Consider the following 16842-nt stretch of genomic DNA (forward strand, 5'->3'; position numbering starts at 1 on the left):
TAATTCAATACATAAATTAAACCCCTGCTTTCGCAGAAAACAATATGCTCACAAAACGAATAATTCCTTGTTTGGACATTAAAAATGGACGCACCGTAAAAGGTGTAAACTTCATCAACCTTATTGATGCGGGAGATCCCGTTGTATTAGCAAAACAATATGCAGAAAAAGGTGCCGATGAATTAGTGTTTCTCGATATTTCTGCCACCTTGGAAGGACGGAAAACCACGTTGGAAATGGTATTAAAAGTAGCGGAACAAGTTAATATTCCGTTCACGGTCGGTGGTGGTATTTCATCTGTTGAAGACGTCGATTTACTTTTGAAATCGGGCGCTGATAAAGTCTCCATCAATTCATCCGCCATAAAACGCCCAGAACTGATTAATGAGCTTTCTGAAAAATTCGGCAGTCAGTGCGTGGTTGTCGCCATTGATGCGAAACAAATTGAAGGCGAATGGAAAGTCCATTTGGCAGGAGGCAGTATCCCGACAGATTTGGATCTGTTTGACTGGGCAAAAGAAGTTGAAACCCGAGGTGCCGGTGAGATATTATTCACCTCGATGGATCATGACGGCACAAAGGACGGATTCGCCAATGAAGCTTTGGCAAAATTATCAACAGCATTGAATATTCCGATTATTGCTTCTGGTGGTGCAGGAACCATACAACATTTTGTGGACACTTTCAAAATTGGACAATCGGATGCCGCTCTTGCAGCCAGCGTATTTCATTTTGGTGACATTGAAATTAAAGCTTTGAAAGAAGCATTAAAGAAAAATAACATAGCAGTAAGAATTTAAAATTAGCCACAAATCCCCCTGCCTATGGAAAGATAGGTAATGTGATTCTCACCTAGATTCACTTAAAAGTGATAATGTGGAAAAATCGATACAAAAATGAACATAAAATATAATTCAGAAGGCTTAATTCCTGCCATCATTCAAGATGCTATCACTAAAAACGTCTTGATGTTAGGTTATATGGACGAAGAAGCCTTTAAGAAAACCCAGGAGACCAAAAAAGTAACTTTTTTTAGCAGAAGCAAACAGCGCTTATGGACAAAAGGTGAAGAAAGTGGCAATTTTCTGAATTTGGTAGATATTAAAGTAGATTGTGATAATGATACACTATTGATTCAGGCGCACCCAGTAGGTCCAACATGCCATAAAGGATCGGATACGTGTTGGGATGAGAAAAATTCGACCAACTTCGGATTCATTTCCAAATTGGAACAGACGATTTTGGAGCGTCGTACCCATTCTAAACCCGAGGACTCCTATGTAGCCTCACTTTTCGCAAAAGGCATCAACAAACTGGCTCAAAAAGTAGGCGAGGAGGCTGTGGAAGTTATCATTGAAGCCAAAGACGATAACGATGAACTGTTTTTAAACGAGAGTGCCGATTTGCTGTTCCATTATCTGATGTTGCTTCAGGCAAAAGGTTTTAAATTAGAGGATATTGAAACGGTTCTTAAGAATAGAGAGAAGAAATAGAACTCAAATTATAAGGAAATCCTAAATTTTAATGAAATTTGATAGATATCTGAATGGTTAATTGTACAATAACAGATGTTTTCAACTAATTCTTAAATTGAACAAATTGTCAATAACTTTGAGACATGGATCAAAACTATTTTTACCTCATAACCATTCAATACTTGGGCTTTCGTTATCATGGTTGGCAAAAGCAACCCAATTTAAAAACAGTGCATCTCGTCATTGATAAAACTTTAAATTATGTGTTCGAGGGCCAAAAGAAATTTAAAAGCTTGGCCGTGGGTAGAACAGACGCCATGGTATCTGCCAATGAAACAGCGTTTGAATTGTTTATGGAAGACCCTATTTCAGATTTTGATGCCTTTCTAGAACAGTTTAATTATTATTTACCACAAGATGTCAGAGCCTTAGCGATGAGAGAGGTTGATCGGGATTTTAACGTGATCCATAATGCAAAACTCAAGGAGTATATTTACTTGTTTGCGCACGGACAGAAATCCCATCCGTTCTGTGCTTCCATAATGACCACGTTTAGAGATGTTCTGGATATTGAACTGATGAAACAAGGCGCTAAGCTTTATGAAGGCACCCACAATTTTAAAGCATTCTGTTCAAGAGTTTCAGAAAACGGACTGTATACCAGAACAGTGATGTCCTGTGAGGTCGTTGAAAACACCATGTTTACGGCCAGTTTCTTTCCAAAGGAGTCCTATCTATTTAGAGTCAAGGGCGAAGGCTTTGGTTATAATCAAATTAGAGGTATGATGGGTACCCTCGTAAAACTTGGCAAAAACGACTTTAGCTTAGAGGACATTTCCAAAAGTCTACTGCCAGAAAGCATAGAAGTTATGGAATATATTGCGCCTGCATCTGGCTTGATTTTGAATGCGGTGGAATTTGAATAACTGCAATAGCAGATTACCACAAAGACTGTAATGTGCCATAGCACCGACATTTTTGATTTAAAATAGACCTCAAGATAAAAGTTATCAGAGTTTTTAGAAAATAAAACTTAATTTGGAATTACTTTATTTCAGCCATTCTTTAGCAATCGCGCGTTTTGAAAACCAAATGAGAAACACCACGATAACGATGCTTGTCAATGGTATGAAAATATCCCTCGGATTGATTTCCGTCAATACATAGAATTGTTGGATACCCACGGCAAGAAAAGAAATGATAAATAAAATGTAGGCCACTTTTTTACGCAGAAGCCATGAAATAGCTCCTAACAATCCGGCAAAAACGGCTATGGAAAAGATTGAAATGAACCAAATTGGAAGATCTTCGTATAAATTTTGCTGTGTATGGGATCCGCTTGATAGTTTGCCTGCGGTCATAAAAGTTTGCATAATATAATTATACACACCAAAGATATTCCAAAGCAAAGCAATAATACCGACAATCCAAAAGTAAGCTGGAGGTGTTTTAGTAGAATTAATATTCATAAATTGTTGGTTTTTTGTAGTTAAAGACACAACAATTTATGAATTTTTTATTTATAAACTGTGCCATAATGCGACTTTGGCAGAAAGATTTAATCTTCCTCTACCACATGAAGGACTGGGGTTTTATTTACCCATTTTCCATTTTTTGATTCCCCCAAGATGTACACTTCTTTTGTCTGTTCATATTCTTTGATCGTTCGAAGCATATGTTCTTTGGTATCTCTATGGATTTTAATCCCTGTAGTTTTACCTTTATTTCTAATTTCTATATAGAAGCCGTCTCTAAATTTGATCGGTCTTGTAGGTGGTCTTCCCATTTATTTAAAATATTTTGAAGGATTTAACTCGCATATTAAACAAAATAATGCCAAAAAGCAAACCCTTAATTGAACTTTTCAAAAATAGATTACATTTATCTCATATCCTCATGAATTTGATAGTAATTTTATATTCTTTAATTGAGCCCTACTATACCAAAAAGTTTTTTACATTTAAAGTTTTGATGATCACTAGAAATCCAGAATGAAACCCAAAAAGAAAAGAAAATCCTATAAAACAGTCAATCGTTCCCCCGGTACGGTTTATTATAAAGGTAAAAAAAAATCTACAGTAACTGCTGTTGATATTATTAATTATAGCAAAGAGGCTTACCACAAAATTGAAACCCAAAAGGTAGAGGATGCTTTTCACTTTAAAGGCAATAATCAAGTAACGTGGATAAATGTAAACGGGCTGAACAATACTTCAGAGATAGAAAAATTGGGCATCCATTACGGTTTGCATCCATTAACCTTAGAGGATATTGTAAATACCACACACAGACCAAAACTAGATGAATTTGACAATTACTTATTTGTCATTTTAAAAATGCTCTATTTTAAGAATGAAACCGAACTAGTGTATGAGCAGGTCAGTATGGTGATAGGAGAAGACTATGTACTGACTTTTCAAGAAGCGGATGGCGATGTTTTTGACGATTTAAGGGAACGCATTTCATCTGGAAAAGGGCGGGTGCGAAGTTTGGGCTCTGATTATTTAATGTACGCCATTATTGATGCTGTAGTAGATCATTATTTAACCGTTATTGAAGTTTTTGGAGATAAGATTGAAGATATTGAAGACCGCGTGTTTGAAGCCGATTCTGATAACAATCAAACAGCCACAATCATACAGGGTTTAAAACGCGAAATCCTGAAAATTAGAAGATCCGTGCTTCCATTACGGGAAGTCATCAACCTTCTGGATAAAATAGAGAATCCAATAATTGAAGAAAAAACCCATAACTATTTAAGAGATTTATATGACCATATTGTGCAGGTCAATGAAAGTATTGAGGTCTATCGGGAAATGGTCTGGAGTTTATTGGATATGTATATGACCATCATCAGCAATAAGATGAATGAAGTCATGAAAGTCTTGACTATCATGGCCAGCATATTTATTCCATTGACCTTTATTGCGGGCGTTTATGGGATGAATTTTGATAACATGCCCGAACTGCATTATAAATACAGTTATTTTATACTTATTGGGGTCATGATTATAATTTTTCTGATGATGCTGGTTTATTTTCGAAAAAAGAAGTGGCTGTAGCGCTTTTTAAATAATAAGTCATAAATCGTGATAATCACATGAAAGACGAACTAAACAAATCTTTTGACTCTCTTGTCAATAAACTTTTGGGTTGGATGAATTCCATTGTGGAAAATCTTCCCAATTTGATCTTGGCATTCTTGGTGCTGATGTTGGCTTATTTTTTGGCGAATCACATCAGCAAACTCACTTTAAAGCTTCTTGGTAATCGCGTCAAGCAGAAGTCAGTAAGCAATATCATAGCTAGACTTACCACAGTTGTCATTGTTATGATGGGTTTGTTTTTAGCCCTCGGGATTTTGAATCTTTCGCAAACGCTGACTTCTTTGATAACAGGCGCTGGAGTTCTTGGGTTGGTCATAGGTTTGGCTTTACAGGGCACTTTGTCAAATCTCATCTCAGGCATCGTCATTTCATTTAGGGAAAAAATTCAAATAGGAAATTGGGTAGAAACTAATGGGTTTACTGGCGAAATTATAGATATCAATCTGAAAAATTTGACCCTGAAGGAATCTGACAATAATGTGGTTATGATTCCCAATAAACTGATCTTGGACAATCCCATGAAAAACTATTCGCTTACCTCTTACATAAGAGTGGATTTGTCATGCGGAGTAGGCTATGAGTCCGATTTAGAATTTGTAGAAAAATTGACCAAGGAAACTTTAGAAAAAACATTTGAAAAAATTGATGACAGCAAACCTGTGGAATTTTTTTTCACGGAGTTTGGCGATAGTTCAATCAATTTTAGATGCCGTTTCTGGATTGAGGGCACAAAAAGTGTCCATAACCTAAATGCCACAAATAAGGCGATCATCGCCATTAAAAAAGCATTTGACGCAGAAGGAATCAATATTCCATTTCCAATCAGAACCTTACAGTTTGGCAATAACTTGGGCTTGGATAAAAACACTACAGATAAAGAATCTTAAGACTTTAAGTTTTAGATGGGATCCGGAACCTAAAGCCTACTTTTTCGTACTTTTAAGAAATACACCATTATGAAGTGGAAATCCATAATTTTATATAGGCTGACTGAAAGTGTGCTTCTTGAAATAGCTGTAAAGAATAATAAGAAAACAAATAAATATTCGTGTATTCGTGGCTAAAGCACCTCTAGAAATTGAAGTTGTTGCAATGAAACTTCAGACTTTAATCTTAAACATATAATAAAAACAACATTACAAATGACTGTACCTACTGCATTCTCCACTGATTTATTGGAGTTCCTCAAATTATTAAAGGAAAATAACGATAGAGATTGGTTCAATGAACATAAAAAGGAATTTAAAAAACTGGAAGTCGATGCCAAACGAACCTTCAATAAATTGCTCGACATTTTAAAAACCCATGATGATGTAGATAGGCTAAAAAACTTTCGGATTTATAGAGACGTCCGATTTTCCAAAAACAAAGCGCCTTATAAAACCCATTTTAGTGGCTCTTTTTACCGGAGGAAGCCAGCGTTACGAGGGAGTTATTACCTCCATATTCAACCTAATGATGAATCGTTTATTGCAGTGGGTTTTTGGGATCCTTCCAAACAAGATTTAATGCGAATAAGAAAGGAATTTGAAGTGGATGATGAAGACATTAGGACCATCCTTAATGAAAAAAAATTCCAGACAATCTGGGGTGATCTTTTAGGCGAAGAACTAAAAACTGCGCCCAGAGGCTTTGATAAAGAACACAAAGCCATAGACCTGATCCGTAAAAAACAGTTTCTTTTCACAAAAAACTATACGGATGCACAAGTTGTTTCTCCGAATTTCATAAACGAGGTCAATGCGTCATTTAAAGCGGCGAGACCTTATCTGGATTATATGAGCAGTGTACTGACCACCAATATTAACGGAGAACCGCTTATATAACTTCTGTAATGGTAAATGTCTGGCCATTAAACGCCACATGGTCTCCTTTGACTTTATTCTTTAGAAGCATGCCTATTGGGGAGCCTAAAGAAATGGCAAAGACATTCATAGTTTCTGTCTCAATTTTACCAGCACTTATGGAGATGAAAAAGTTATTGGTGGTTGTTTTGACCAAACTGCCCAACACTACTTTATCAGATACCATTTTTGGGCTGATGGATTTTAAGCTTTCCATCATCTTTTGGGCATCAATAAGATGCTGTGAGTTTTTTTCAAGATCATTAAAGAGCTTCCCGTTTCCAGAATCATCTTCTTCGCCACTTTTATCATTGCTTTCAATAGATTCCTTGATGGTTTCTATCTCATTCTTGTAATTGGCAATACGCTTGTTGGCATAGTCAAGACAAGCCTGCAACACATCACTTTTTATTTTCATATAACTTTTGCCATTTGAGGCTCAAATAGTTGGATATGACCAATCAAACGCTCTTTTACGAGAGTCATCATGCGCTTGTTCAATGCAGATGAATTTTGGATATAAATGGCAAACTCTTCAACCGTGAATTGACCAATGATCATTCCCTTAATTGAATTTCTGAACTTCATATCCTTGTGAATGGCGTTTTCAATATAGTCTAATTGTTTCGGCAAAGATAGCTCATAAAATACATTTTTGTGCTTGTCTATATAATTTTTAAAAACAACAATTAAAAGCTCATTTTGAAGCATGAGCAAAGGTCTCAATGTAGCGTTTTGGAAGCGTTCCTCACTGCTCATCGAATCATAGATAATGGCAGTAGGGATGATGGGCCTCATCTGGATTAAAGCATCGGTTCTATTCGTCATGACTTTAAGTTTTCTTAAACTTAAGCAATATGACTTGGATTACTCTTAAACCTCTGAGATGTTGTTAACGGGGTTATTAACAATACGTGTGTTCTGATCATTTTTAGTCGGCATTAGTGCTTTTTAAAAATGTAATTCAGAATGATTGAAGTATCTTTGAAGTTATAAAATCTCAAAACAAAAACCCATGCAATTTGGTAGCGTTGACCATCCCCAAGATATAGATTTTTCTTTGCCCGACGATCATATAGACACATCTTCTGTACTTTTAAATCTCGCAAATAAAGGTCGACCTAATATTTTTGTAGGATGTTCCCAATGGAGCAAAACCAAATTAAAAGGGTTTTATCCTGTAGGCACCAAAGATCCGCTTGCTTATTATGCCACACAGTTTAATTCGGTCGAACTGAATGCAACATTTTACCGCATTTTTTCGCCGGAAATCTTTGCTACTTGGTATGATAAAACACCAGCTGGATTTAAGTTCTTTCCAAAACTTTATCAAGAGATAAGCCATTGGAAACGATTGAAAGATGTAGATAAAGTAGTTGACGATTTTTTGTACAGCGCTGTAAATCTTAAAGAGAAGATGGGAACGCTGTTTTTACAAATGCACACTAATTTTGGCCCCAAGGATTTTGATAGAGTGGACGCCTTTGCTAAATCATGGCCTAAAGAAATTCCGCTTGCCATGGAGTTTAGACATACCGACTGGTACAATGACATTTCAGTAGCGAACCGATTATATGATTTATTGGAAACTTATAATATTTCCAATAGTATCGTTGATACTCCTGGCAGACGCGATTTATTGCACATGCGATTGACGAACGGCACAGCTTTTATTAGGTTTGTTGGAGCAAACCATGAGAGTGACTATTCGAGATTGAATGATTGGGTGGAACGTCTTAAGCTTTGGAAACAACAAGGGATCAGGGAAATCAATTTTTTTGTGCATCAAGATATCGAAAAAGAAACGCCGTTGCTTGCCACATATTTTATCGAAAAGTTAAATGCGGCATTGGGTACGAATTTGATTATCCCCAAAAAGATCAGAATCTAAAATTATTTTAAACCAGCGTATTTCGGACCTATAAAAACAAAGAATTGATTGTCAATTGGGCTGAATGTGGATTGCATCAACATTAGTGTGGAATAGATTAATTTATAGCTTTAAGTTTGTATTTATTAACAAAATATGGGAATTTCTTAACACCCGATGTGTAGTAAAAATCGTATATTTAAGAGAAACCAATTAATACTACTTACAATGAAAAAACTAGGAATTACACTTTTTATAGCGACGCTTTTTGTGTCCTGTTCACTTTCAAAGGTTGAAAAATCTGCGAGAAAAACTATTGATGGCAATTGGGTGCTCAATTCTGTTACTTATGATGAGCAGGGAGTCTTCGATACCACTTTATTTGGTGATGTTACAACATCTTGTTTTGAGGACAGCCAGTGGTTTTTTAGATCTAATAATAGTACGGGGACTTATAATGTAACAAATGCCGAGTGCTCAACGGGTGTCAGATACTTTAGATGGGCAGCAAATGAAATAGGTAAGGATACTGGCGACTTTGACTTTACCATGAAATTCACCGATGAAAAGAAAAAAGATCTTCAAGACAAAACAGGTTTTAGAATGAAGATGAAATATTTGGACGATAACTCCATGCAAATCACACAGACCATTCAATTTGAAGGAAAGCCATTTAATATTAACCTAAATTTTACAAGAACAACTTTATAAAACTTTAATTATGAAAAATTTATTAAAAACAATCACACTGTTATTTATGGTCACAGCATTCATTAGTTGTGATGCGACAAGAAATGCTAACAATAAACAAAAAGGAACTGTTATTGGTGCTGGAGGTGGCGCTGTTATTGGCGGTGTTATAGGTAATAATGTAGGTAGTAAAAACAATTCAGCTTTAGGAGCCATTATTGGTGCTGTAGTAGGTGGTGTTGCAGGAAATTACATTGGTGACCGAATGGATAGACAAGCTGAGCGTATTGAAGAAGAAATCCCAGGAGCTCAAGTAGAGCGAGTTGGTGAAGGGATAAATGTTGTTTTCGATGAGAGCAGTGGTGTTTACTTTGATACCAATAAATACAATATTAATGCTGCATCTTCAGCAACACTTAACAAGCTGGCAGGTATATTTAAAGAGTACCCTGACACTAATATTTTGGTAGAAGGCCATACTGACAGTACGGGTCCAGACAAGTTTAATATGACTCTTTCAAAACAAAGAGCGCAAGCAGTATCCAGTTATTTGTCTAGTCAAGGAGTTTCTTCTGGTCGATTTACAACCAATTGGTACGGTCCTAATCAGCCCAAGTATGATAACTCAACTGTAGAAGGTCGAGCTAAAAACAGACGTGTGGAATTGGCCATTATTGCTAATGAACAAATGAAGAAAGAAGCAATGGAAAAAACAGGAAATTAAAACACCTTAGGTCAAGGTCATTTAAGCAGTCTTATTTAAGTTAATAAGGCTGTTTTTTTTTGCTTAATTTTTAGGAGCCTCAAAAATTGTTGGGGTCAATTCAAACAATTCCAAATCAAAATAAGTTATGGAAGAAAATATGTGATCAAAGATATCAGACATGATGGATTCATATTTCACCCAGCGTATGTCATTGCTAAATGCATAAATCTCTAATGGGATACCTTGAGAAGTTGGCTGTAATTGCCTTACCATTAAGCTCATGTCTTTATGGATGCCTGGATGACGTTCGATATAGGTTTGTAGATATATTCTAAAAACGCCAAGATTGGTCAGGTTACGACCGTTGACCAATGTCGATTGATCAATATTGTTAATGCGATTATACTCTGCAAGTTCTTCTTGCTTATCCTCCAGATATTTGGTGATAAGTTGGATTTTTTTTAAGTTTTCAATTTCTTCATTCGTAAGAAAATGAATGCTTTTCGATTTGATCAAAATAGATCTTTTAATACGACGCCCTCCTGATGACTGCATTCCTCTCCAATTTTTAAAAGACTCAGAAATAATTGCATAGGTTGGAATCGTAGTAATGGTCTTGTCAAAATTCTGGACCTGTACTGTGGAAAGATTGATTTCAATAACATCGCCATCAGCGCCATACTTATCCATAGTAATCCAATCGCCAATTCTCAACGTATCATTGATGGCTACTTGGATACTGGCCACAAAGCCTAAGATGGTATCCTTGAAAATCAATAAAAGAACTGCAGATGCAGCTCCAATAGTTGTAAAGAAACTAAGAAATGATAAATTGATTAGAACTGCAAGACTAGAGGCCACACCAATGATCCACACAAAAAGCATCACTACTTGTATATAACTGTCAATTGGCTTGTCACGTAAACTTGGCAAGGTTTTAAAATAGGATTCCAAGGTGCGCAAGATGCTTCTCACAATCCAGATGGTCAGCAAGATGCCATAAACTTTTAGCATCAAAACCAGAAAAGCCTCTATCTTGGGATAATCAGAAAAAACCAAAGGAAACACCTTAATGGTGATAAACAACGGTACCAAATGCGCAATATTTCGCGGAGCTTTGTGGCTTACCAATAAATCGTCGAAAGTAGTCTTTGAACGAGCAGCAAATTTTGTAAAGCTTTTCACCATAACGGTCCTTGCCACGACATCTGAAACATAGATGATAACGATCAGAATAGCCAGCAATGTGAGCATATTCAGGAATTTTGCCCAATCATCGGTAAAACCAAATTTACAGAAATATTCGTAAAAATAGTGGTTGATTAAAAACATTATACTGCAGTTTTTAAATATCTCTTTTCAATATAAAACGTAGCAAACGGAAGTAAAGATGCTAACATGACAATGCCTAAAGTCTTAAAAGACCACTTTAATTTTGAACCTACCAATAACGCTAATAGAATATAGGCTATGAATAATAAACCATGGGTCATTCCAATGGGATACAGAAGGGTTTGATAAAGTTCAGAATAGAAAGGTTTGATGAGTAGCATGTTTGCAAACAGAACTAAATAGGAAATACCTTCTAAAATGGCAACAACTTTGAAGCTTTTTATTAGTGTAAACATAGATTCTTGTATTTTATGCAAAAGTACCCATGATATCCTGTATTTGCTACCTTTTGATCAAATTTTTTATGAAAATGAACGGATTCAAAAGATACAACAGCTTAGGTTCACACACTTTTTGTATGATATAACCATTCCCTATGGTCTTCATTTTGGAGGGATTGGTGGCATACAAATCCGTTTTTTAAATAAAAATGATGCAGCTGTTCTTCTTCGGTAAGGAGGAAGTACTGTTGTTTTGGATTTTTTGATTTCAATTGGTTTAACCAAAAACTGCCCAAACTTTTGTTTCGATGTTGTTCTGAAATCCAAATAAATCCGAGATATAGGTAGCCATTATTAAACCAAGTTTCAGCTTCAGTTGCAAAATATTCAAAATGAGGTGGAGATTTATAAAAAACTATGCCACCTCCAATTAGGCTGTTACTGTCTTCAATAATATAGATTTTAGAATCGGTTTTATAAATGTCCCAAAATGGAACAATCTCATCCTGCCAATCCTTAGGAAGAATCTGAAAAAAATGCTGCGGGTCTGTTTTTAATTCCCTAAACGTAAAAGCTTCCATTTTGCCCTTATAATAATCCCCAAGACCACAATCTGTCTGAATCTTCAAACCATCTATCGCCAATATCCGTTCTGTAATACCCATTGTTGACAATTACGGAGTGAATCCTGTTGTTCATCATTTTTTGCGCATCACGCATGGTTATTCCGGTACCAGTCACCAAAAGTGCAATTCCGGTATTGCCGGTAATCAACCATTCGTCATTTACCTTTTTGAGATGCATGGGATGGATGCCTTCTTTCATATCTTTTCTAAACACAACTACGGCATCTTTTGAAAACAATTCGAAGGTCTTTTTGTCATCATAAGGAAAAGGGGGCACTACGATAAATGCGCCAACCTGAAAGCCTTTTTTAGTAGTTATTTTAAAATTCTCACCAGTGGCCACTTTATAAAGCATTTCGCCAATAGGTTCAGTGATCCCTGCTCGCTGGATGAAGATTTGAGGATAGCCAAAACGCGAGGTAAATTCTAAGGGATAAATCCCATTGCCGTTAACAATGCAGTTGATATCAATATGGCCTATAAATTTATGCTTTGCCAATGAGGGTTCGAATTTCTTCAAGGTGGCATCAAAAATAGGGGATTGGTTGACCCAAAACATGCTGGAACCCATTTCACCCGTGGAAACTCCCAGTTCTTTAGGAAACAGCTTCTTATGCTCAAAAGTGATGTTGATCGGTCGTAAAAATTCCTTTCCATTGAAATAAGCTGAAACAGATATCTCTACACCTTTTACTTTTTTCTGAAGTTGAAAATTTCCGAAGTCATCACCCCATGATTTATCATAGGCTTTTAGTACCCGAATCACATCCAATCCTTCATCATCGCTACCCACAAAGAGCAATTGTTTTAACTCTTGTGTTTCGCCAGAAGGTTTAACAACGTATGCATCTGGATGTTTTTCAACATAGGCAATAGCGTCCTGGAAACTTAGAAATTCTTCAAAAGGCAAGGTTTTTATCTTGTGCTTTTGCAGTTCTTTTTGTCCAAAATTTCGATCCAATTCGAGTTGATCGGTATATTCACTTCCTCCAAATACAATTTTGCCTGAAGCTCTTAATTCGGCGCATTCCTTACCAAAACCTGTATAGTCAAAAATTAATATATCAGCCCATTCAATATGCTTTTTCCAATCCTTTACTTTTTTGACAAATCCGGTGCCGATTTCCCTTGACGGCTTGTCTTCAATATAAAGTTTAACGGAGTTGCCTTCATTTTGGGTGGCGTAGGCAATATCAAGAATCTCTCCCCAACGGGAAATAAATAGAAAGTTTTTTGGTAAGCTATTCGGTTTTTTCAAGATGTTGTTTTGTGGAATTTAATTATACGAAATTAGTTGATTTTTTTGTTCCAAAATCAATTTGAAATAAAAAAAGACCGTTATTTCTAACAGCCTTTTTTCGGATTAATTAATTAACTTGAACTGTTATTCATTCGAGCCCATTAATGCAAAGAATTTATCTAAGTTTGGAAGGATCACAATACGTGTTCTTCTGTTTTTTGCTCTGTTTTCATTTGTGTCGTTGTCAGCAAGAGGTTTGAAAGAACTTCTTCCTGAAGCAATCAATTTCTCAGGTGCAACACCATAATCATCTACCAATTTTCTAACCACTGAAGTTGCACGTAAAACACTCAAATCCCAGTTATCAGCGATTTTACTAGTTTTAATGCTTCTGGCATCGGTATGGCCTTCTACCATAACTTCAACACTTGGTTCAGAATTGATGACGTTTGCTAATTTTTGCAAAATATCGTTCGCTTTGTTACTTACTCTATAGCTTGCAGTATTAAACAACATCTTGTCTGAAATGGAAATCATGACCACCGTTTCATTAATGTCGATAGAAATATCTTCATCTTCATTAAGATTACTGGAATCCATAGACTTGTTTAGGTTATAGGACAATGCAAGATTCATAGAGTCTTTTAAAGTCTTAGCGCCCGCAAGTTTTGATGCATCTACGTTTTGCAATGTTTTACGCATTGCTTTTTTCGTATCGTTTGATATGACTGCAACATTGTCAACATTAACTAACATCGCATCATTTTGTTCAGTAAGTGAATTGATTTTTTTGTTGTAGTTGTCAACTCGTGCTTGAATAGCTGCAAATTTATTTTCAAGATCCTCTTTTTCTACTCGAGTCTTAGTCAGTTCGCTCTTTATTTGACCGTTTTCAAGTTCTAAAGCGACGTATTTCTTCTTAGAAACACATGACGTAATCGTGATGGCAAGGATGAGTACAATTGAAATTTTTTTCATAATATTAATTTAATGGTTTAGTATATGTACGAGCGTCCACGGGTTATAGACGTGAGTCCGCCGCATATTTTGGTTTATTTTAACATTTAAAGATGGCGATAAGCACATTAGGTGGGAGTTATGTAATCTCCTACATAAAACTGAATGTGGTTCTTATAGAAATCAAGTTCAACGGACTCATCAATCTTAATAAGAGAAATCCATAAATTCCTAAAAGTAACAGAAACTATTTTCATATGATTAGATACTTTTATTTGTTTTGTTATGATCAGAAGGCTCGTCTTTTTCCACACGGATCGGGAAGCCTTTTTCTCCACCATACAGTTTTATTTCCTGAATATCGGCCGGTAAGTAGTACCCATTTTTTTCTAGGGCTTCTTTCACGTTTCTGATGACATTACCTTTTGTAATCAATGCCATTCGTCTAAAATCCTTCGTATCTACCCAAAAGAAAACCTTTAAGTTCACGGTGCTAGTAGCCAACTCTTCTTCTATGACAAAATTTTCATGTTCATCATCTTCAATTACTTTGGGTTCTTTGCGCAACGTATCCAATATCGTTTTTTTAGCACCTTGAATATCGTCCTCGTAAGCAATGCCAATGATGAAATTCCATCTAAAAAAGCCATCTTCGGTATAGTTGGTAACGGGTTTCCTTAGAACATCACTATTGGGTATGTAGACGTCCTTGCCGTCAAAAGTCTTTAGTTTGGTATATCTAAATTCCAAATTCTTGACTTTTCCAAAATCATCGCCAATTTCAACAGTATCATCAACATCAAAAGGTCTGTTAAAGGCTAAAATGACACCTGCTATAAAATTTTCCCCGATGTCCTTAAATGCAAACCCAAATACTATGGCACTTGCGCCGGCAGCTGTTAAGATAGCCGTTGCAATACCTCCCATTCCGGCGGCTCTTAATGCAATCATAATGCAAAAATGACCAACACATATTTTATGGCTTGCCCTAAGAATTTGCTCATAAGCGGATCATGGGTTCTTGCATTGATACGTTTTCTAGCGAATTGCCCTATCCATTTGGCTAACAAAAAACCCAATACAATAATGAGAACACCAATGCCAATCCCTGGTAATTGATCTATAAAGCTGTTGTAAAAATTGGTAAAGGATTCAGCAATGGTTATGGTGTTGTCCTGCATATATAGGATTTGGTTGCGTTACATGAATAATTTGTGTCTTTTGGTTTTGATAAAATTACAGTTAATTGCCGTTTTCCTCCAGAGCATCATTATCTGGCCCGCCCTGACTGTAGAGTTGATTCTCCTCATCTTTCAGATCTTTTTTTGAGCGATCTTCCGGTAAAGTACGTCCTGGAATATCCAAATCCTTACCCTCAAAATCCACTGGATGCGACCGATGATTTTCATCTAATTGACTATCATCCCCACCATCCGTTCGTAAATTTTTATGTTTTTCACCTAGCAGATCCTTATCTTCCTTAGTGATATCTGAATCATACTTCCCGGGTTTATTGTCTTTGTTTTTATCTGTTGCCATGGTTCCAAATATTTAATTCAACTTAAAATTTAAATGTACATCTAATTGAAAACTAGGTTTAACGGATTTGAAACTAATGTTGATCCAAACAAAATCAGGGTAAGGGAATAACAAAACTTTCAAGCAGATGGGTTCATTTTATATTGGGTTAAAGCAAGAATTGCCTATTTATTGGTGTAATTTTGAAAATAGAGAACGTAGGCGCAATTGATAATATCTCTTTTTATATTATTGGCAGTCAAATCTTATTTGCGTTAAATAGTGATTCACTTTATATAATAGTTTAATTAAAAATCAAAAAATTATGAAATTTAACAGAACAGCAAAAGCCCACTGGGAAGGTGGCGGAAAAGATGGACAAGGATCTTTAACAACTGAGAGCGGCGTTTTAAAAGAATCGCCTTATGCTTTTAAAACACGTTTTGAAGACGCGGTGGGAACCAATCCCGAAGAGTTGATTGGAGCGGCACATGCAGGATGTTTTACTATGCAATTGAGTTTCTATTTGGTAGAAGAAGGTTTTACTGCAGAACGCTTGGATACCCAAGCGAGAGTTTTCTTTGAAGATGGCAGTATTCCGAAAATTGAATTGGAGCTCACGGGGAAAGTGCCGGGAATGGAAGAAAGTAAATTTAAGGAGCTTGCTAACAAATCCAAAGATAACTGTCCGGTATCAAAATTATTGAACGCAGACATTACCTTAAAAACGACGTTCGAGAAGTAATTTTCTAACAATTACGTTGGAGATGGTGTTTTCCTGAATACTATAAATCAATATTAAAGTAAATGAATACAACCATAAAAGCTTATGGCGCCAATGATGCCAAAGCAGATTTGAAACAAATGGACATTGAACGCAGGGCCTGTGGCGATGATGATGTCAAAATTGACATTAACTTTTGCGGCGTTTGCCATAGTGATATTCATACGGTCAGGAACGATTGGAAAAACTCAAAATACCCTGTTGTACCAGGACATGAAATTGTTGGTAGAGTCGTTAAAACGGGTAAAAATGTGACCAAGTTTAAAAAAGGCGACCTGGTAGGTGTTGGCTGTATGGTCGATTCGTGTCAGGAATGTTCAGCTTGTAAAGAAAACTTGGAACAATTTTGCGAAAAAGGCATGGTAGGCACATACAATAGCCAGGACAAACATTTGGGCGGCCATACTTTTGG

General features: G+C 36.2%; 21 protein-coding genes and 1 pseudogene. 11 read left to right on the plus strand and 11 right to left on the minus strand.

Annotated elements, in window-relative coordinates:
• The first annotated feature begins 44 nt into the window (after positions 1-44).
• From hisF to VLZ86_RS08030, 3 genes are all read left to right on the plus strand, one after another.
• Positions 45-800, plus strand: coding sequence for an imidazole glycerol phosphate synthase subunit HisF (gene hisF / locus VLZ86_RS08020; RefSeq protein ID WP_325450110.1), 756 nt, complete (start codon positions 45-47; stop codon positions 798-800).
• 96 nt (positions 801-896) lie between these two features.
• Positions 897-1493 (plus strand): bifunctional phosphoribosyl-AMP cyclohydrolase/phosphoribosyl-ATP diphosphatase HisIE, encoded by a 597-nt coding sequence (gene hisIE, locus VLZ86_RS08025; RefSeq protein WP_325450111.1) that lies wholly within the window; start codon positions 897-899, stop codon positions 1491-1493.
• Positions 1494-1618: 125 nt separating this feature from the next.
• Positions 1619-2401 carry a tRNA pseudouridine(38-40) synthase TruA gene (locus VLZ86_RS08030; protein WP_325450112.1) on the plus strand — a complete coding sequence of 261 codons (783 nt, stop codon included), beginning with the start codon at positions 1619-1621 and terminating at the stop codon, positions 2399-2401.
• A 123-nt stretch (positions 2402-2524) separates the two neighbouring features.
• Here VLZ86_RS08030 and VLZ86_RS08035 read toward each other — a convergent pair whose 3' ends face one another.
• Positions 2525-2944, minus strand: a complete 420-nt coding sequence (locus VLZ86_RS08035; RefSeq protein ID WP_325450113.1) for a hypothetical protein — start codon at positions 2942-2944, stop codon at positions 2525-2527.
• A gap of 89 nt (positions 2945-3033) precedes the next feature.
• A complete protein-coding gene (locus VLZ86_RS08040; RefSeq protein WP_163514973.1) occupies positions 3034-3261 on the minus strand; it encodes a hypothetical protein in 228 nt (75 codons plus the stop codon).
• A 205-nt stretch (positions 3262-3466) separates the two neighbouring features.
• Here VLZ86_RS08040 and corA point away from each other — a divergent pair, with 205 nt between their 5' ends.
• The 3 genes from corA to VLZ86_RS08055 all read left to right on the plus strand — a co-directional run bounded on the left by corA (position 3467) and on the right by VLZ86_RS08055 (position 6408).
• Positions 3467-4537 carry a magnesium/cobalt transporter CorA gene (corA, locus tag VLZ86_RS08045; protein WP_325450114.1) on the plus strand — a complete coding sequence of 357 codons (1071 nt, stop codon included), beginning with the start codon at positions 3467-3469 and terminating at the stop codon, positions 4535-4537.
• Positions 4538-4575: 38 nt separating this feature from the next.
• The gene (locus tag VLZ86_RS08050) at positions 4576-5469 is read left to right on the plus strand and encodes a mechanosensitive ion channel family protein (protein WP_325450115.1); all 894 of its coding nucleotides are present in this window, start codon (positions 4576-4578) and stop codon (positions 5467-5469) included.
• Positions 5470-5724: 255 nt separating this feature from the next.
• Positions 5725-6408: a DUF2461 domain-containing protein gene (locus tag VLZ86_RS08055; RefSeq protein WP_325450116.1), complete on the plus strand. Its 684-nt coding sequence runs from the start codon at positions 5725-5727 to the stop codon at positions 6406-6408.
• Here the strand turns inward: VLZ86_RS08055 and VLZ86_RS08060 are convergent.
• On the minus strand, positions 6401-6844 hold the full coding sequence (locus VLZ86_RS08060) for a transcription elongation factor (RefSeq protein ID WP_325450117.1): 444 nt from the start codon (positions 6842-6844) through the stop codon (positions 6401-6403). The two genes, VLZ86_RS08055 and VLZ86_RS08060, sit on opposite strands and share 8 nt — an antisense overlap.
• On the minus strand, positions 6841-7254 hold the full coding sequence (locus tag VLZ86_RS08065) for a glyoxalase (protein ID WP_325450118.1): 414 nt from the start codon (positions 7252-7254) through the stop codon (positions 6841-6843). Before VLZ86_RS08065 ends, VLZ86_RS08060 begins: the two co-directional genes overlap by 4 nt.
• A 187-nt stretch (positions 7255-7441) precedes the next feature.
• Between VLZ86_RS08065 and VLZ86_RS08070 the strand changes: the two genes are divergently transcribed.
• The 3 genes from VLZ86_RS08070 (at position 7442) to VLZ86_RS08080 (ending at position 9710) form a co-directional block, all read left to right on the plus strand.
• On the plus strand, positions 7442-8317 hold the full coding sequence (locus VLZ86_RS08070; protein WP_325450119.1) for a DUF72 domain-containing protein: 876 nt from the start codon (positions 7442-7444) through the stop codon (positions 8315-8317).
• A gap of 207 nt (positions 8318-8524) precedes the next feature.
• Entirely contained in the window at positions 8525-9007 is a 483-nt protein-coding gene (locus VLZ86_RS08075) for a lipocalin (protein ID WP_325450120.1), read from the plus strand.
• A gap of 10 nt (positions 9008-9017) precedes the next feature.
• Complete coding sequence (locus VLZ86_RS08080) at positions 9018-9710, plus strand: OmpA family protein (protein WP_325450121.1); 693 nt, start codon at positions 9018-9020, stop codon at positions 9708-9710.
• Positions 9711-9773: 63 nt separating this feature from the next.
• On the opposite strand, the gene VLZ86_RS08085 is transcribed toward VLZ86_RS08080, so the two are convergent.
• The 7 genes and pseudogenes from VLZ86_RS08085 to VLZ86_RS08115 form a co-directional block, all read right to left on the minus strand.
• A complete protein-coding gene (locus VLZ86_RS08085; RefSeq protein WP_325450122.1) occupies positions 9774-11024 on the minus strand; it encodes a mechanosensitive ion channel family protein in 1251 nt (416 codons plus the stop codon).
• Positions 11024-11320 (minus strand): DUF3817 domain-containing protein, encoded by a 297-nt coding sequence (locus VLZ86_RS08090; protein WP_325450123.1) that lies wholly within the window; start codon positions 11318-11320, stop codon positions 11024-11026. Before VLZ86_RS08090 ends, VLZ86_RS08085 begins: the two co-directional genes overlap by 1 nt.
• Positions 11321-11427: 107 nt before the next feature.
• Positions 11428-11934, minus strand: a complete 507-nt coding sequence (locus VLZ86_RS08095) for a GNAT family N-acetyltransferase (RefSeq protein WP_325450125.1) — start codon at positions 11932-11934, stop codon at positions 11428-11430.
• Entirely contained in the window at positions 11894-13189 is a 1296-nt protein-coding gene (locus tag VLZ86_RS08100; RefSeq protein WP_325450127.1) for a phosphoribosylamine--glycine ligase, read from the minus strand. The genes VLZ86_RS08095 and VLZ86_RS08100 overlap by 41 nt, the downstream gene beginning before the upstream one ends.
• A 126-nt stretch (positions 13190-13315) precedes the next feature.
• Complete coding sequence (locus tag VLZ86_RS08105; RefSeq protein WP_325450129.1) at positions 13316-14149, minus strand: flagellar motor protein MotB; 834 nt, start codon at positions 14147-14149, stop codon at positions 13316-13318.
• Between the two features lie 240 nt (positions 14150-14389).
• A pseudogene (locus VLZ86_RS08110) lies at positions 14390-15309 on the minus strand (mechanosensitive ion channel family protein).
• Positions 15310-15370: 61 nt separating this feature from the next.
• Complete coding sequence (locus tag VLZ86_RS08115; RefSeq protein ID WP_325450130.1) at positions 15371-15667, minus strand: hypothetical protein; 297 nt, start codon at positions 15665-15667, stop codon at positions 15371-15373.
• Between the two features lie 304 nt (positions 15668-15971).
• On the opposite strand from VLZ86_RS08115, the gene VLZ86_RS08120 reads away from it, so the two are divergent.
• Positions 15972-16391, plus strand: a complete 420-nt coding sequence (locus tag VLZ86_RS08120) for an OsmC family protein (RefSeq protein ID WP_325450132.1) — start codon at positions 15972-15974, stop codon at positions 16389-16391.
• Between the two features lie 62 nt (positions 16392-16453).
• The coding region (locus VLZ86_RS08125; RefSeq protein ID WP_325450134.1) for an alcohol dehydrogenase catalytic domain-containing protein at positions 16454-16842 on the plus strand (389 nt) is incomplete at its 3' end.

Source organism: Gelidibacter sp. (assembly GCF_035515035.1).
GTDB lineage: Bacteria > Bacteroidota > Bacteroidia > Flavobacteriales > Flavobacteriaceae > Gelidibacter.

Excerpts from the sequence above, each read along its gene's own strand:
- VLZ86_RS08035 (WP_325450113.1), bottom strand. The coding sequence starts at position 2,944 with ATGAATATTAATTCTACTAAAACACCTCCAGCTTACTTTTGGATTGTC.
- hisIE (WP_325450111.1), top strand. The coding sequence starts at position 897 with ATGAACATAAAATATAATTCAGAAGGCTTAATTCCTGCCATCATTCAA.
- VLZ86_RS08070 (WP_325450119.1), top strand. The coding sequence starts at position 7,442 with ATGCAATTTGGTAGCGTTGACCATCCCCAAGATATAGATTTTTCTTTG.
- VLZ86_RS08115 (WP_325450130.1), bottom strand. The coding sequence starts at position 15,667 with ATGGCAACAGATAAAAACAAAGACAATAAACCCGGGAAGTATGATTCA.
- corA (WP_325450114.1), top strand. The coding sequence starts at position 3,467 with ATGAAACCCAAAAAGAAAAGAAAATCCTATAAAACAGTCAATCGTTCC.
- VLZ86_RS08065 (WP_325450118.1), bottom strand. The coding sequence starts at position 7,254 with ATGACGAATAGAACCGATGCTTTAATCCAGATGAGGCCCATCATCCCT.
- VLZ86_RS08030 (WP_325450112.1), top strand. The coding sequence starts at position 1,619 with ATGGATCAAAACTATTTTTACCTCATAACCATTCAATACTTGGGCTTT.
- VLZ86_RS08090 (WP_325450123.1), bottom strand. The coding sequence starts at position 11,320 with ATGTTTACACTAATAAAAAGCTTCAAAGTTGTTGCCATTTTAGAAGGT.
- hisF (WP_325450110.1), top strand. The coding sequence starts at position 45 with ATGCTCACAAAACGAATAATTCCTTGTTTGGACATTAAAAATGGACGC.
- VLZ86_RS08060 (WP_325450117.1), bottom strand. The coding sequence starts at position 6,844 with ATGAAAATAAAAAGTGATGTGTTGCAGGCTTGTCTTGACTATGCCAAC.
- VLZ86_RS08085 (WP_325450122.1), bottom strand. The coding sequence starts at position 11,024 with ATGTTTTTAATCAACCACTATTTTTACGAATATTTCTGTAAATTTGGT.
- VLZ86_RS08040 (WP_163514973.1), bottom strand. The coding sequence starts at position 3,261 with ATGGGAAGACCACCTACAAGACCGATCAAATTTAGAGACGGCTTCTAT.
- VLZ86_RS08075 (WP_325450120.1), top strand. The coding sequence starts at position 8,525 with ATGAAAAAACTAGGAATTACACTTTTTATAGCGACGCTTTTTGTGTCC.
- VLZ86_RS08105 (WP_325450129.1), bottom strand. The coding sequence starts at position 14,149 with ATGAAAAAAATTTCAATTGTACTCATCCTTGCCATCACGATTACGTCA.
- VLZ86_RS08055 (WP_325450116.1), top strand. The coding sequence starts at position 5,725 with ATGACTGTACCTACTGCATTCTCCACTGATTTATTGGAGTTCCTCAAA.
- VLZ86_RS08120 (WP_325450132.1), top strand. The coding sequence starts at position 15,972 with ATGAAATTTAACAGAACAGCAAAAGCCCACTGGGAAGGTGGCGGAAAA.
- VLZ86_RS08080 (WP_325450121.1), top strand. The coding sequence starts at position 9,018 with ATGAAAAATTTATTAAAAACAATCACACTGTTATTTATGGTCACAGCA.
- VLZ86_RS08050 (WP_325450115.1), top strand. The coding sequence starts at position 4,576 with ATGAAAGACGAACTAAACAAATCTTTTGACTCTCTTGTCAATAAACTT.